Source organism: Streptomyces coelicoflavus (assembly GCF_003112555.1).
Taxonomy (GTDB): Bacteria; Actinomycetota; Actinomycetes; order Streptomycetales; family Streptomycetaceae; genus Streptomyces; species Streptomyces coelicoflavus.
On the sequence record NZ_BEWB01000002.1, the window covers coordinates 940,823 to 955,197 of the forward strand.

At 72.6% G+C, this 14,375-nt stretch carries 11 protein-coding genes; 3 read left to right on the top strand and 8 right to left on the bottom strand.

All coding sequences use genetic code 11. The features are described 5' to 3' along the window. The first annotated feature begins 4 nt into the window (after nt 1-4). Nucleotides 5-892: a peptidoglycan recognition protein family protein gene (locus Sco07f_RS04450; protein WP_054103307.1), complete on the top strand. Its 888-nt coding sequence runs from the start codon at nt 5-7 to the stop codon at nt 890-892. A 16-nt stretch (nt 893-908) separates the two neighbouring features. Here Sco07f_RS04450 and Sco07f_RS04455 read toward each other — a convergent pair whose 3' ends face one another. The 7 genes from Sco07f_RS04455 to Sco07f_RS04485 all read right to left on the bottom strand — a co-directional run bounded on the left by Sco07f_RS04455 (nt 909) and on the right by Sco07f_RS04485 (nt 11,605). Further along, nucleotides 909-1,430, bottom strand: a complete 522-nt coding sequence (locus Sco07f_RS04455) for a DUF4240 domain-containing protein (RefSeq protein ID WP_007448798.1) — start codon at nt 1,428-1,430, stop codon at nt 909-911. 195 nt (nt 1,431-1,625) lie between these two features. Further along, entirely contained in the window at nt 1,626-2,600 is a 975-nt protein-coding gene (locus tag Sco07f_RS04460) for a helix-turn-helix transcriptional regulator (RefSeq protein WP_042826013.1), read from the bottom strand. Between the two features lie 71 nt (nt 2,601-2,671). Further along, nucleotides 2,672-5,371, bottom strand: a complete 2,700-nt coding sequence (gene aceE / locus Sco07f_RS04465; protein WP_087791303.1) for a pyruvate dehydrogenase (acetyl-transferring), homodimeric type — start codon at nt 5,369-5,371, stop codon at nt 2,672-2,674. Between the two features lie 324 nt (nt 5,372-5,695). Then, nucleotides 5,696-6,322, bottom strand: a complete 627-nt coding sequence (locus Sco07f_RS04470) for a GntR family transcriptional regulator (RefSeq protein ID WP_108987000.1) — start codon at nt 6,320-6,322, stop codon at nt 5,696-5,698. A 210-nt stretch (nt 6,323-6,532) separates the two neighbouring features. After that, nucleotides 6,533-8,314 carry a 2-oxoglutarate dehydrogenase, E2 component, dihydrolipoamide succinyltransferase gene (gene sucB, locus Sco07f_RS04475; RefSeq protein WP_108987001.1) on the bottom strand — a complete coding sequence of 594 codons (1,782 nt, stop codon included), beginning with the start codon at nt 8,312-8,314 and terminating at the stop codon, nt 6,533-6,535. A 62-nt stretch (nt 8,315-8,376) separates the two neighbouring features. Then, on the bottom strand, nt 8,377-9,765 hold the full coding sequence (lpdA, locus tag Sco07f_RS04480) for a dihydrolipoyl dehydrogenase (protein ID WP_007448824.1): 1,389 nt from the start codon (nt 9,763-9,765) through the stop codon (nt 8,377-8,379). A 301-nt stretch (nt 9,766-10,066) separates the two neighbouring features. After that, nucleotides 10,067-11,605, bottom strand: a complete 1,539-nt coding sequence (locus Sco07f_RS04485) for a leucyl aminopeptidase (protein WP_108987002.1) — start codon at nt 11,603-11,605, stop codon at nt 10,067-10,069. Between the two features lie 250 nt (nt 11,606-11,855). On the opposite strand from Sco07f_RS04485, the gene Sco07f_RS04490 reads away from it, so the two are divergent. Beyond that, nucleotides 11,856-12,668 (top strand): endo alpha-1,4 polygalactosaminidase, encoded by an 813-nt coding sequence (locus tag Sco07f_RS04490; RefSeq protein ID WP_007448820.1) that lies wholly within the window; start codon nt 11,856-11,858, stop codon nt 12,666-12,668. A 30-nt stretch (nt 12,669-12,698) separates the two neighbouring features. Here the strand turns inward: Sco07f_RS04490 and Sco07f_RS04495 are convergent, their stop codons facing one another. Then, complete coding sequence (locus tag Sco07f_RS04495; protein WP_108987003.1) at nt 12,699-13,481, bottom strand: adenosylcobinamide-GDP ribazoletransferase; 783 nt, start codon at nt 13,479-13,481, stop codon at nt 12,699-12,701. Nucleotides 13,482-13,552: 71 nt separating this feature from the next. Here Sco07f_RS04495 and Sco07f_RS04500 point away from each other — a divergent pair, with 71 nt between their 5' ends. Then, nucleotides 13,553-14,293, top strand: coding sequence for a hypothetical protein (locus Sco07f_RS04500; RefSeq protein ID WP_108987004.1), 741 nt, complete (start codon nt 13,553-13,555; stop codon nt 14,291-14,293). Nucleotides 14,294-14,375: the final 82 nt, after the last annotated feature.

Below are 14,375 nucleotides of genomic sequence, written 5' to 3' on the forward strand. Positions count from 1 at the left end.
GACGATGGTTCCACCGGGTGGCACACCACACATCGCGGACAGAGCGGATCCGCCGGACAGTAGGACCATGCCAGTCTTCCGAGGACCGCGCCGGGCCCGGGAGCGCCGTACCTCCCGCATACCCGGCGCCGCCGGTGTCCCGGCCCCGGCCCGGGCGCTGCTCGGCGCCCTGCCCGGGCTGGCCGCCGTCGCCGCGCTCTTCCTGTGCGCGAACGGCGTGCAACGGGCGGCCGACGCGCAGTCCGCCGACGCCGCCCCGGCCGCCGCCACCGACCGGTACGCCGCGCCCCGGCCCGACATCGTGCCCCGGTCGGTCTGGCTGGGCGACGCCGCCCGCGCCCAGCCCGCCCCCCGCTACGACGACAAGGTCGTCGCCGTCTTCGTCCACCACACGGACACGCCCAACGACTACGACTGCGCCGACGTGCCGGCCATCCTGCGCGGCGTGTACCAGGGCCAGACCGGCGCCCGGGACTGGGACGACATCGGCTACAACTTCGTCGTCGACCGCTGCGGCACCGTCTACGAGGGCCGCGCCGGGGGCATCGACCGTGCCGTCACCGGCGCCCACACCCAGGGCTTCAACCACCGCACCACCGGGATCGCCGCCCTCGGCACCTACACCGCCGGGGTGCCCGTGCCCGACGAGCTGACCGACGCGATCGCCGCCGTGACCGCCTGGAAACTCGGTGAGAGCGGCACCGACCCGCGCGGGAAGGCCGTCCTGGTCTCCAGCAACGGCCTCAGCCGGTTCGCCGCGGGCGCCACCGCCACGCTGCCCGCCGTCGCGGGCCACGACGACGGCTATGCGACCAGTTGCCCGGGAGCCGCCCTCACCGCCCGCCTCGGCGACATCAGGGACACGGCGGCCCGTCTCCAGGGCCGCGCCTGACCGAGCCCGGAGCGCCTCAGTCCGGCCCGAACCTCGCCCACAGGCGGGGCAGGCGCTCGGCGAGGGCCCGGTCGTTCTCCAGGTCGACCGGCGTACCCAGCGGTTCGGCGGGCGCGGGCGCGATGCCCAGGTCGGGAGCGACGGAGCCGGTGAGCTGTTCGTAGGCCTCGTCGGCCGCGTAGCCCAGCTCCTCGCCGTCGCCGTCCAGCTCCTCGTCGAAGTCGTCCAGCAGCTCGGCGAGCGAGTCGGGGTCGTGCACCGCGCCCTCGTACACCTCACGGCCCTGGCCGATCAGCCAGCAACGGAAGAAGTCGAAGGCGTCGTCGCTCGCCCCGCCGAGCAGCACCCACGCCGCGCCCCACAGGTCCCAGGCGCAGGCGCGGTTGTAGCGGGCCTCGAAGTGGCGGGCGAAGTCGAGCACCAGGTCCGGGTCCATGCCGAGCAGCCGCTCCACGAGCAGGTCGGCCTGGTCCTCGGGATCACCGTCGGCCCGCTGCCGGGCGGCGTCGATCAACTCCCAGAACTCCGTCTCGTCCATCACGGCTCCAGCATCGACCCTGGACGAGAACGCCGCACGCGGAGTACGACGGATCGTTATACGTGCTGCCGCTGCCGCTGCCGCTGCCGCTGCCGCTGCCGCTGCCGCTGCCGCTGCCGCTGCCGCTCGCGACCCGCCCCGTGCCCACACCCACGCAGGGCACCCCTGCAACGCCGGCCCACGCCCCCCGCCGGCTCACCCCCCGTACAACCCCGCCAACCGCCCCGCATCCCGCGCGAAGCGCCCCCGCAGCGTCGCCGGCGCCAGCACCTCCACCTCCGGCCCGAGCAACCGAAGCTGCTCGTGCGCGACGTCCTCCGACTCCACTGCCAGCGTCACCGTCACCCAGCCCTCCGCGTCCGGCGCCCCGGCGGCCTCCAGCGCCTCCCGGGCGGCCGCCGCGTCGACGGCGTACGTCAGCCTCCGGACGCCGGCGGCCGACAGCCGCACCACGACCTCCGCCCGCAGAATCGACCGCGCGAACTGCTCGGCCCGCTCCGCCCAGAACGCGGGCAGGTCGAAGTCCCCGTCCCGCTCGAAGCGCTCCCCGCCCGCCTCCACCGCCGTGAACCGGTCGATGCGGTACACCCGGAAGGACCCGCCGCCCGCCGCCCGCGCGCACAGGTACCAGACGCCGGCCTTCAGCACGAGCCCGTACGGCTCCAGCTCCCGCACCACCTCCTCCTCCCCGCGCCGGTAGCGCGCGGCGACGCGCCGGTCGTCCCAGACCGCCTCCGCCACCGCCGGCAGCAGCTCGGGCGTCTCGGGCTCGCGGAACCAGCTGGGCGCGTCCAGGTGGAACCGCTGGGCGGCCGTACGGGAGGCGTCCCGCAGGGAGGGGAGCAGGGCCGCCGACACCTTCAGGCGGGCCGCCGAGGCCGCGTCCTCCAGGCCCATCTCGCGCAGCGCCCCGGGGACCCCCGACAGGAACAGCGCCTCCGCCTCGCCCCGGGCCAGCCCGGTGAGCCGGGTGCGGTAGCCGCCGACCAGGCGGTAGCCCCCGGCCCGCCCCCGCTCCGCGTACACCGGCACGCCCGCCTCCGACAGCGCCTGCGCGTCCCGGGTCACGGTGCGCTCCGACACCTCCAGCTCCCGGGCCAGCTCGGCCGCGGTCATGGCCGGGCGGGACTGGAGGAGCAGCACCATCTTGATGAGGCGGGCAGCACGCATCCCCACATGATGCAGGAGGACGCGGAAGGCCCCCGCCGCGGCGGGGGCCTCCACTCACATCAGCCTCGTGCTCACAGGCCGTAGCGCTCGCGCGCCTCCTTCACGGTCGTCGCCTTGACCTCGCCGCGCCTGGCGAGCTGGGCCAGGGCCGCGACCACGATGGACTCGGCGTCGACGCCGAAGTGGCGGCGGGCGGCGTCACGGGTGTCCGACAGGCCGAAGCCGTCGGCACCGAGCGACGAGTAGTCCTGCTCCACCCACTGCGCGATCTGGTCCGGGACCTGCCGCATGTAGTCGGAGACCGCGAGGACCGGGCCCTCGGCGCCCTGGAGCGCCCGGCGCACGTACGGCACCCGCTCCTCGCCGCGCAGCAGCGCCGCGTCGGCGTCCATGGCGTCCCGGCGCAGCTCCGTCCAGGAGGTCGCCGACCACACGTCGGCGGCCACGCCCCACTCCTCGGCGAGCAGCCGCTGCGCCTTGAGCGTCCAGTGGATCGCCGTGCCGGAACCGAGCAGCTGGATGCGCGGGGCGTTCGCGGCCGGGGTCAGGCCCGCCGTCTCCGCCGTGTTGAAGCGGTACAGGCCCTTGACGATGCCCTCGTCGACACCGGACGGCTTGGCCGGCTGCGGCATCGGCTCGTTGTAGACCGTCAGGTAGTAGAAGACGTTCGGGTCCTCGCCCGGGGCCGCCTCGCCGTACATGCGGCGCAGACCGTCCTTGACGATCGCCGCGATCTCGTACGCGAACGCCGGGTCGTACGACAGCGCGGCCGGGTTGGTCGCCGCGATGGCCGGGGAGTGGCCGTCCGCGTGCTGGAGGCCCTCGCCGGTCAGCGTGGTGCGGCCGGCGGTGGCACCCACCAGGAAGCCGCGGCCGAGCTGGTCGCCGAGCTGCCACATCTGGTCGGCCGTGCGCTGCCAGCCGAACATCGAGTAGAAGATGTAGAACGGGATCATCGTCTCGCCGTGCGTCGCGTACGACGTCGAAGCGGCGATGAAGTCGGCCATCGAACCGGCCTCGGTGATCCCCTCGTTGAGGATCTGGCCGTTCTTGGCCTCCTTGTAGTACATCAGCTGGTCGCGGTCGACCGGCTCGTACGTCTGGCCCTTGGGCGAGTAGATGCCCAGCGACGGGAACAGCGACTCCATGCCGAAGGTGCGCGCCTCGTCGGGGACGATCGGCACCCAGCGCTTGCCGGTCTCCTTGTCGCGGACCAGGTCCTTGACCAGGCGGACGAAGGCCATCGTGGTGGCCACGCTCTGCGAGCCGGAGCCCTTGTCGAAGGCCGCGAACGCCTTGTCGGCGGGCGCGGGCAGCGGGGCGACCGGGTGCACGCGGCGGGCCGGGGCCGGACCGCCGAGGGCGGCGCGGCGCTCCTGGAGGTAGCGGACCTCGGGGGAGTCGGCACCCGGGTGGGCGTAGGGGACCACGCCGTCGACGAAGGCGCTGTCCGCGATCGGCAGGCCGAGCAGGTCGCGCATGTCCTTGAACTCGTCCACCGAGAGCTTCTTCATCTGGTGGTTGGCGTTCTTGGACGCGAAGCCGGTGCCGAGGGTGTGGCCCTTGACCGTCTGGGCGAGGATCACGGTCGGCGCGCCCTTGTGGGCGAGCGCGGACCGGTAGGCCGCGTAGACCTTGCGGGACTCGTGACCGCCGCGCGAGAAGTGGAAGCAGTCGAGGATCTTGTCGTCGGACAGCAGCTTCGCCATCTCGGCGAGCTGCGGGTCCTTGTTGAAGAAGTCCTCGCGGATGTAGGCCGCGTCGCGCGTCTGGTACGTCTGGACCTGGGCGTCCGGTACCTCGCGCAGGCGGCGTACGAGCGCGCCGGTGGTGTCGAGCTGGAACAGCTCGTCCCACGCCGTGCCCCACAGCGACTTGATCACGTTCCAGCCGGCGCCGCGGAACTGGGCCTCCAGCTCCTGCACGATCTTGAAGTTGGCGCGGACCGGACCGTCGAGGCGCTGCAGGTTGCAGTTGATGACGAAGGTCAGGTTGTCCAGGCCCTCACGGGAGGCGAGGGTGAGCGCGGTGGTGGACTCCGGCTCGTCCATCTCGCCGTCACCGAGGAACGCCCACACGTGGGAGTTGGTCAGGTCCTTGATGCCGCGGCTGGTCAGGTAGCGGTTGAACCGCGCCTGGTAGATCGCGGAGATCGGGCCGAGGCCCATGGAGACGGTGGGGAACTCCCACAGCCAGGGAAGCCGGCGCGGGTGCGGGTAGGACGGCAGACCGTTGCCGCCGGCCTCGCGGCGGAAGTTGTCCAGCTGCTCCTCGTTGAGGCGGCCGTCGAGGAAGGCGCGGGCGTAGATGCCGGGGGAGGCGTGGCCCTGGATGTAGAGCTGGTCGCCGGAGCCGTCACCCTCCTTGCCCTTGAAGAAGTGGTTGAAGCCGGTCTCGTAGAGCCAGGCGGCGGAGGCGAAGGTGGCGATGTGGCCGCCGACGCCGTGCTTGCTGCCGCGGGTCACCATCGCCGCCGCGTTCCAGCGGTTCCAGGCGGTGATCCGCTGCTCCAGCGCCTCGTCGCCGTCCACGGCGGGCTCGGCGGAGGTGGGGATGGTGTTGACGTAGTCCGTCTCGAGGAGCTTCGGCAGTGCGAGGCCGGCGCCCTCGGCGCGCTCCAGTGTGCGGCGCATCAGGTACGCGGCACGGTGCGGCCCGGCCGCCTTGGTGACGGCGTCCAGGGAGGCCTGCCATTCGGCGGTCTCCTCCGGGTCGCGGTCCGGGAGCTGGTCGAGCTCGCTCGGCTGGATGGCTTTGGGGTCGGTCGTCATGTCGCCGCCTTCCTCAGTCGAAGGGGGTTCCCTCATCGGCAAGGGTTCGGGGGTGCCCTAGGTCTTTGGCAGGACAGGGCTGGGCTCCGGTGGGAGTCCAAACGTGACTGTAACTCGCTGATCGATGATCGATCAAAGGGTTGAGGGGCAAAACCTCTTGATCACGAGAAAGTCGGCACGGGGTGCCTCCGGCGGTGGCACGGGGTGACCTTGAAGTTGGGGGTTTGTGCAGGTGAGAGGGGTCGGGCGCGGATGAGCCCGGGGGGTTCGGCCGAGTGGCGTCCGACGGGTGCTTTGTGGCTGATCGCGCAGTTCCCCGCGTCCCTATGAAGGGCGCGGGGCGCAGCCCAGGACGTGGGCCTTGACGATCTCCGGGATGCGGGGGTCCCGGCGGCGGAACGCGGCCACCAGCTCGTCGTGCTCCTCCGCGTACGACTGCTGCACCGTCCCCAGCCACCGTATCGACAGCGCCGTGAACACCTCGATCCCCAGCCCTTCCCACGTGTGCAGCAGCACCGAGTTGCCCGCCGCCCGCACCAGCTCCCGGTGGAAGCCCACCGTGTGCCGCACCTGACCGGTCCCGTCGGACGCCCGGTCGGCCGCGTACAGGGCGGCGACATGCGGTTCCAGCGCCGAGCAGTCCGCCGCCAGCCGGTCCGCCGCCAGCTCCGCCGCGATCGCCTCCAGGCCGGCCCGGACCGGGTAGCTCTCCTCCAGGTCGGCGGCGGTCAGGTTCCGCACCCGTACGCCCTTGTTCGGCGCCGACTCGATCAGCCGCAGCGACTCCAGCTCCCGCAGTGCCTCGCGGACCGGCGTCTGGCTGACCTCCAGCTCGGTGGCGATCCGCCGCTCCACGATCCGCTCGCCCGGCTGCCAGCGTCCGCTGATGATCCCTTCCAGGATGTGCTCGCGGATCTGTTCGCGCAGCGAGTGGACGACGGGCGCGGTCATGAGAGCTCCTTCGGGAGGGTCGCCTTTCGGACCTCTGGGGCGGCTGACGCTTAGACAATACGGCCGTCACGACGGGCGGGAAGGGCGCATGGGGGCGCTTTTACGCAGGTGAGACGAGACTTACACAGCGTGCCCCGGCCGGAACACGGCGATGCCCCCGCCCGGGAAGTTCCGGGCGGGGGCATCGCAGAGGCCCACTGGCGGGGGGAATTACAGGCCGAGCTCGACCTCGAACTCGCCCGCCTCCAGGATCGCCTTGACCGCCGTCAGGTAGCGGGCGGCGTCGGCGCCGTCCACCAGACGGTGGTCGTAGGACAGGGTCAGGTACGTCATGTCGCGGACGCCGATGACCGGGCCGTCCTCCGTCTCGATGACGGCCGGACGCTTGACCGTGGCACCGATGCCGAGGATGGCGACCTGGCCCGGCGGCACGATGATCGTGTCGAACAGCGCGCCGCGCGAACCGGTGTTGGAGATGGTGAAGGTGGCGCCGGCCAGCTCGTCCGGGCTGATCCTGCTGGCCCGCACCTTGCCCGCCAGGTCGGCGGTCGCCTTGGCGATGCCGGCCAGGTTCAGGTCACCGGCGTTCTTGATGACCGGGGTCATCAGGCCCTTCTCGGAGTCCACCGCGATACCGATGTTCTCGGTGTCGAAGTAGGTGATGGTCCCCTCGGCCTCGTTGATCTTGGCGTTGACCGGCGCGTGCGCCTTCAGCGCCTGGGCCGCGGCCTTGACGAAGAACGGCATCGGCGAGAGCTTGACGCCCTCGCGCGCCGCGAACGCGTCCTTGGCGCGGGCGCGCAGCTTCATCAGACGGGTGACGTCGACCTCGACGACCGACGACAGCTGCGCCTGCTCGTGCAGCGCCTTGACCATGTTGTCGCCGATGACCTTGCGGATGCGCGGCATCTTGACGGTCTGGCCACGCAGCGGGGAGGCCTCCAGGACGGGGGCCTTCTTCGCGGCGGGCGCGGCGGGGGCGGCAGCCGGAGCCGGGGCGGCGGCCTTCGCGGCCTCCGCGGCGGCGACGACGTCCTGCTTGCGGATACGACCGCCGACGCCGGTGCCCTTGACGGTGGACAGGTCGACGCCGTTCTCGGCGGCGAGCTTGCGCACCAGCGGGGTGACGTAGGCGCCGTCGTCCACCGGCTGGGCGGCGGCCGGTGCAGCCGGAGCGGCGGCCGGGGCCGGCGCGGCGGGCTGCGGGGCCGGAGCCTGCGGGGCGGGGGCCGGCGCGGCCGGAGCCGGAGCCGGGGCGGCCTGCGCGGGGGCCGGGGCCGGAGCCGCTGGAGCCGGGGTGGGCTCGGGCTGGGCCGGGGCGGCCGGGGCCTCCTGGGCGGGGGCGGCAGCCGGGGCCGCACCCGCCGCACCGATGACGGCGAGCTTGGCGCCGACCTCGGCCGTCTCGTCCTCGCCGACCACGATCTCCAGCAGTGTGCCGGAGGCGGGCGCCGGGATCTCGGTGTCGACCTTGTCGGTCGAGACCTCGAGCAGCGGCTCGTCCTCCTCGACGCTGTCACCGACCGACTTCAGCCAGCGGGTGACGGTGCCCTCGGTGACGGACTCGCCGAGCGCGGGCAGGACCACGTCCGTGCCCTCGGCGGCGCCGCCACCGCTCTGGCCGGCAGCGGCGTCGGCGGTGGGAGCGGGCGCCGGGGCGGCCTGCTCCGTGGAGGGGGCGGCCGGGGCGGGCTCGGGAGCCGGCTCGGCGACCTGCTCGGCCTGCGGGGCCGGCGCGGCGGCGGGGGCGCCGGAACCGTCGTCGATCAGCGCCAGCTCGGCGCCGACCTCGACGGTCTCGTCCTCGGCGACCTTGATGGAGGACAGCACGCCGGAGGCGGGCGCCGGGATCTCGGTGTCGACCTTGTCGGTCGAGACCTCGAGCAACGGCTCGTCGGCCTCGACGCGCTCACCCTCGGCCTTCAGCCAACGGGTGACGGTGCCCTCGGTGACGCTCTCGCCGAGCGCCGGAAGGGTTACGGAAACCGCCATGGTTTCGGTTGCTCCTTACGAAATTGCGGAAGTCTGTGTCGTCGCGCCCAGTGACCGAGGGGTCAGTCGTGGGAGTGCAGCGGCTTGCCGGCCAGCGCGAGGTGGGCCTCGCCCATCGCCTCGTTCTGCGTCGGGTGCGCGTGGATGAGCTGCGCGACCTCGGCGGGCAGCGCCTCCCAGTTGTAGATCAGCTGCGCCTCGCCGACCTGCTCGCCCATGCGGTCGCCGACCATGTGGACGCCGACCACGGCACCGTCCTTGACCTGGACGAGCTTGATCTCGCCCGCGGTCTTGAGGATCTTGCTCTTGCCGTTGCCGGCGAGGTTGTACTTCAGGGCGACGACCTTGTCCGCGCCGTAGACCTCCTTCGCCTTGGCCTCGGTCAGACCGACGGAGGCGACCTCCGGGTGGCAGTACGTCACCCGCGGCACGCCGTCGTAGTCGACCGGGACCGGCTTCAGGCCGGCGAGCCGCTCCGCCACCAGGATGCCCTCGGCGAAGCCGACGTGCGCGAGCTGGAGGGTGGGGACGAGGTCGCCCACGGCGGAGACGGTCGGGACGTTGGTCCGCATGTACTCGTCCACGAGGACGAAGCCGCGGTCCGTCGCGACGCCGTTCTCCTCGTAGCCCAGGCCCTGCGAGACGGGGCCGCGGCCGATGGCGACGAGCAGGACCTCGGCCTCGAACTCCTTGCCGTCGGCGAGGGTGACCTTGACGCCGTCCTGGGTGTACTCGGCCTTCTGGAAGAAGGTGCCCAGGTTGAACTTGATGCCCCGCTTGCGGAAGGCGCGCTCCAGGAGCTTGGAGCTGTTCTCGTCCTCGACCGGGACGAGGTGCTTGAGGCCCTCGATGACCGTGACCTCGGAACCGAAGGACTTCCACGCGGAGGCGAACTCGACGCCGATGACGCCGCCGCCCAGCACGATCGCGGACTTCGGCACGCGGTCCAGCGTGAGGGCGTGGTCCGAGGAGATGATCCGGTTGCCGTCGATCTCCAGGCCCGGCAGCGTCTTCGGCACGGAGCCGGTCGCGAGCAGGACGTGGCGGCCCTCGACACGCTGGCCGTTGACGTCGACGGAGGTGGGGGAGGAGAGCCGGCCCTCACCCTCGATGTAGGTGACCTTGCGGGAGGCGACCAGGCCCTGCAGGCCCTTGTACAGGCCGGCGATCACCTCGTCCTTGTACTTGTGCACGCCGGCCATGTCGACGCCCTCGAAGGACGTCTTGACGCCGAACTGCTCGCTCTCGCGGGACTGGTCGGCGACCTCGCCCGCGTGGAGCAGGGCCTTGGTGGGAATGCAGCCGTTGTGCAGGCAGGTGCCGCCGAGCTTGTTCTTCTCGATCAGGGCGACGTCCAGGCCCAGCTGCGCCCCGCGCAGCGCCGCGGCGTAACCACCGCTGCCACCGCCGAGGATCACTAGGTCGAAAACGGTGCTGGCGTCGTTCGCCACGTCACGTCCTCCATGCATGTGCGCCACGCCGGTCTCCAGTGACCGGTCGGCGGCTGGTGTCCGGCCGCTCATTGTTCTCGGCCCTTGGGTGGGCCCTGTCCTGCCGGGCTCCATCTTCGCACTTGTGAGAGACGAACGAGACGTGGGGCCGGGGTGTGAGACACCCCACGTTCACGTGAGCACGGTTCTTCTCTGCCCGACGCCAAGGACAGCCGGCCCAGGGGCGCGGGGAACTGCGCGACGAGCCACGACGGACCCGCAGCCGCGCAATCACCCGCACCCCCGAGTGCTCAGGCGTACGTCAGCCGAGATCGCCGAGGGCAACCCGCTCGGCGACCCGCACCAGCGTCCGCACCGCCGTCCCCGTACCGCCCTTCGGCGTGTACCCGAACGGCCCGCCCTCGTTGAAGGCCGGCCCCGCGATGTCCAGGTGCGCCCAGGTGATGCCCTCGCCGACGAACTCCCGCAGGAACAGACCGGCCACCAGGCCGCCGCCCATCCGCTCGCCCATGTTCGCGATGTCCGCGGTCGGCGAGTCCATGCCCTTGCGCAGGTGCTCCGGCAGCGGCATCGGCCACGCCGGCTCGCCGGACTCCTCCGCCGCCTCGTGCACCGCGGCGCGGAACGCGTCGTCGTTCGCCATGATCCCGTACGTCCGGCTGCCCAGCGCCAGCATCATCGCGCCCGTCAGCGTCGCCACGTCGATGATCGCGTCCGGCTTGTCCTGCGAGGCCGCCCACAGCGCGTCGGCGAGCACGAGCCGGCCCTCGGCGTCGGTGTTGAGCACCTCCACCGTCTTGCCGCTGTACATCCGCAGCACGTCACCCGGGCGCGTCGCGGAGCCCGACGGCATGTTCTCGGCCAGCGCCAGCCAGCCGGTCACGTTGACCTCGAGGCCGAGCCGCGCGGCGGCGACGACCGCGGCGAACACGGCGGCGGCGCCGGCCATGTCGCACTTCATCGTCTCGTTGTGCCCGGCCGGCTTCAGCGAGATGCCGCCCGAGTCGTAGGTGATGCCCTTGCCGACGAAGGAGAGGGACTTCTTGGCCTTGGGCGAGGTGTACGAGAGCTTCACCAGCCGCGGGCCCGACGCCGAACCGGCACCGACGCCGAGGATGCCGCCGTAGCCGCCCTTGGTGAGCGCCTTCTCGTCGAGCACCTGCACCTTGATGCCGTGCTCCTTGGCCGCGGCCTGCGCGACCGCCGCGAACGCCTCCGGGTTCAGGTCGTTCGGCGGGGTGTTGACCAGGTCGCGGGCGCGGTTCAGCTCCTCGGCGACGGCCGCGGCACGCTCGATCGCCGCCTTGTACGCCTTGTCGCGGGGCTTGCCGCCGAGCAGCGCGGCCTCCGCCAGCGGGTCCTTGCCGTTGGCCTTGGCCTTGGCGCCCTTCGTCTCCTTCGCGGACTCCTTGTACGCGTCGAAGGAGTACGCGCCGAGCAGCACGCCCTCGGCGACGACACCGGCGTCGGCGGCCTCGGCGAGCGGCAGGGCGAAGGCGGCCTTCTTGGCGCCGGCCAGGGCGCGGGCGGCCGCACCGGCGGCCCGGCGCAGCGCCTCGGGGTCGAAGCCGGCGTCCTTATCGGGCTCGGCACCGAGGCCCACCGCCACCACGACGGGCGCCTTGAAGCCGGACGGAGCGGGCAACTTCGTCACCTCGCCCTCGGCGCCGGAGGCTCCGAGGGTCTCCAGGACGCCGGCCAGCCGGCCGTCGTACGCCTTGTCCACGGCCTCGGCGCCCGGTGCGACGGACGGGCCGTTCGCGCCCTTGGCGACACCGATCACGATCGCGTCGGCCCGGAGGCCGGGCGCCGCGGCGGTGGAGAGAGTGAGAGCAGTCACGGTGGTGAATTCTCGCTTCCGTATGAAGTCTGGTGTGGCCGAATGCGGGTGGGTCGACCGGGCCCGACATCCGACCCTAGATCCCTCCTGCGATGCGGTCCTCGCCTGGGCAGGCGAACACTCGGCACGAGCCTACGCTCGCCCCCGGCCGCACTCCCTCCCGCGGGGCCGCGGTTTCCCCGCCGAGCCGTGGATGGGAGATCATTCCGGGAGTACGCCGTCACTCCAATCCCCCTCTGGAGCACCCCCCGTGAGACGCCCGGTCCTGTCGACAGCCCTCTTCCTGCTGCTGCTCGCGGGCTGCACGCCGGCCCCCGGCGAGGGCGGTACCGGCGGTGACGGAGGTGACGGCGGCGAGGCAGCCGGCCGCTGGCGGCCGGCTCCGGGCACCGCCTGGCAGTGGCAGCTGAGCGGCAAACTGGACACGTCCGTCGACGTACCGGTCTACGACATCGACGGCTTCGACCACGGCAGGGCCACGGTCGCGGGCCTGCACGAGGACGGACGCAAGGTCATCTGCTACGTCTCCACCGGCGCCTGGGAGGACTTCCGGCCCGACGCCGACGCGTTCCCGGCGGCGGTCCTGGGCAAGGGCAACGGCTGGGAGGGCGAACGGTGGCTCGACATCCGCGCGACCGACGTCCTGGAGCCGCTGATGGCTGAGCGCCTCGACATGTGCCGCGACAAGGGCTTCGACGCGGTCGAGCCGGACAACATGGACGGCTACAAGAACGACACCGGCTTCCCGCTCACCGGTGACGACCAGCTCCGCTACAACCGGCTGATCGCGAAGCTCGCCCACGACCGCGGCATGGCCGTCGGCCTGAAGAACGACCTGGACCAGATCCCGGACTTGGTGGACGACTTCGACTTCGCCGTCAACGAGCAGTGCGCCCAGTACGGCGAGTGCGCCGACAACCAGCCGTTCATCGACGCGGACAAGGCCGTCTTCCACGTCGAGTACGAGCTGCCGACGAAACGCTTCTGCGCCGACTCCCGTGAGCTGCGGCTCAGTTCGATGCTGAAGAAGTACGAGCTGGACGCATGGCGGGAGGCCTGCTGAGCCCCCGGGCCGCACCCTGAACCGCGGGCGTCAGCCCAGGACCAGGACCACCAGCGCGGTCGTGGCCGCCGTCTCCGCCACCCCGCCGAAGACGTCGCCGGTGACGCCGCCGAAGCGGCGGACGCAGTGCCGCAGCAGCAGTTCGGCGAGGGCGACCGCGCACACGACGGCGAGCGCCGTGCGCAGGGCGTCGTACGGGCCCAGGCAGGCGCCCGCCGCCGCGCCGGCCAGGGTGACGGCCGCCGCCGCGGTCAGCGCCCGGCCGGCCGGGACGACTCCGGCGACCGCCGCGCCCAGGCCCTCCGGCCGGGCGGCGGGCACCCCGGCACGGGCCGCCGTCGTGAGCGCCAGCCGGGCGGCGGTCGCCGACACCACGGCGGCGAGCGCGCCCCGCGCCCACGAGCCGTCGTAGGCCTGCGCGAGGGCGGCCACCTGGGCCAGGAGCGTGAACAGGAGGGTGAGCACGCCGAACGGTCCGATGTCCGACTGCTTCATGATCCGCAGGGCGTCCTCGGCGGGTTTGCCGCTCCCCAGACCGTCGGCGGTGTCGGCCAGTCCGTCCAGGTGGAGCCCGCGCGTGAGCACGGCGGGCACGGCGGCCGTCGCGACCGCGGCGAGCAGGTTCCCCGCGCCCAGGGCGAGCAGCAGCAGTCCGGCGCCCGCGGCGAGGACGCCCACCGTCAGCCCGGCCAGCGGCGCCCACAGCATGCCGCCGCGGGCGGCGTCCCGGTCCCAGCGGGTCACCTTGACCGGGAGCACGGTGAGAGTCCCGAAGGCGAACCGGAGGCCGTCGGGGGAGAGGGTCCTGAGCACCGGCGCAGACTACCCGGCGGTCGGCGGGCCGCTGACGGGCCCCGGTGGACGTATCACCGTAACGTGCGCATATGGGAGATTGGTGGCAGCGCAACATCGTGGAACCGGGCAAGCTGCCGCTGCTCCTCGCGCTGACGGCGTTCGTCCTGACGTTCGTGATCACCCGGGTCGTCACCCGTCTGATCCGGGCGGGCAAGGGCCCCTTCGGGAACGTCAAGGCGGGCGGGGTGCACATCCACCACGTGGTCCCCGGGGTCGTCCTCACCGTCGTCGGCGGCTTCGGCGCCGTCGCCGGGGGCCGCCACGGGTTCGGTTCCGCCCTGGCGGCGGTGGTCTTCGGGATGGGGGCGGGGCTCGTCCTGGACGAGTTCGCGCTGATCCTGCACCTCGACGACGTCTACTGGACCGAGGCGGGGCGCAAGAGCGTGGAGGTCGTGGTGCTCACCGCGGCCCTGGTCGGGCTGGTCCTCGCGGGCTTCACGCCCTTCGGCGTCGACGGCGTGTCCCAGGACGAGTTGCAGGACCGCACGAACGTCATCGCGACGGTCGCCGGCAACTTCCTGTTCTCCCTCCTCGCCCTGGCCAAGGGCAAGGCGCGGCTGGCGGTCTTCGGGGTCATCGTGCCGGTGATCGCCCTGATCGGCGCGGTCCGCCTGGCCCGCCCCGGCTCCCTGTGGGCCCGCCGCTGCTACGCCCGCCGCCCCCGCGCCCGGGCGAAGGCCCGGCTCCGCGCCTACCGCCACGACCGCCGCTGGTCCGGCCCCCGCCGCACCTTCCAGGACTGGATCGGCGGCCGCCCAGACCCAAGGTGACAGTAGCTGAGGGCAGTCGCCCGCCCCCCTGAGCTGCGGGCAGTCGTGCCTCCCCCAGTGCCTGAACGGCCTGGGAGGTACC

What these genes read in the sequence shown, in the direction of transcription:
- Sco07f_RS04450 (WP_054103307.1), top strand. Translation starts at nt 5, where the DNA reads ATGGTTCCACCGGGTGGCACACCACACATCGCGGACAGAGCGGATCCG.
- Sco07f_RS04455 (WP_007448798.1), bottom strand. Translation starts at nt 1,430, where the DNA reads ATGGACGAGACGGAGTTCTGGGAGTTGATCGACGCCGCCCGGCAGCGG.
- Sco07f_RS04460 (WP_042826013.1), bottom strand. Translation starts at nt 2,600, where the DNA reads ATGCGTGCTGCCCGCCTCATCAAGATGGTGCTGCTCCTCCAGTCCCGC.
- aceE (WP_087791303.1), bottom strand. Translation starts at nt 5,371, where the DNA reads ATGACGACCGACCCCAAAGCCATCCAGCCGAGCGAGCTCGACCAGCTC.
- Sco07f_RS04470 (WP_108987000.1), bottom strand. Translation starts at nt 6,322, where the DNA reads ATGACCGCGCCCGTCGTCCACTCGCTGCGCGAACAGATCCGCGAGCAC.
- sucB (WP_108987001.1), bottom strand. Translation starts at nt 8,314, where the DNA reads ATGGCGGTTTCCGTAACCCTTCCGGCGCTCGGCGAGAGCGTCACCGAG.
- Sco07f_RS04500 (WP_108987004.1), top strand. Translation starts at nt 13,553, where the DNA reads ATGGGAGATTGGTGGCAGCGCAACATCGTGGAACCGGGCAAGCTGCCG.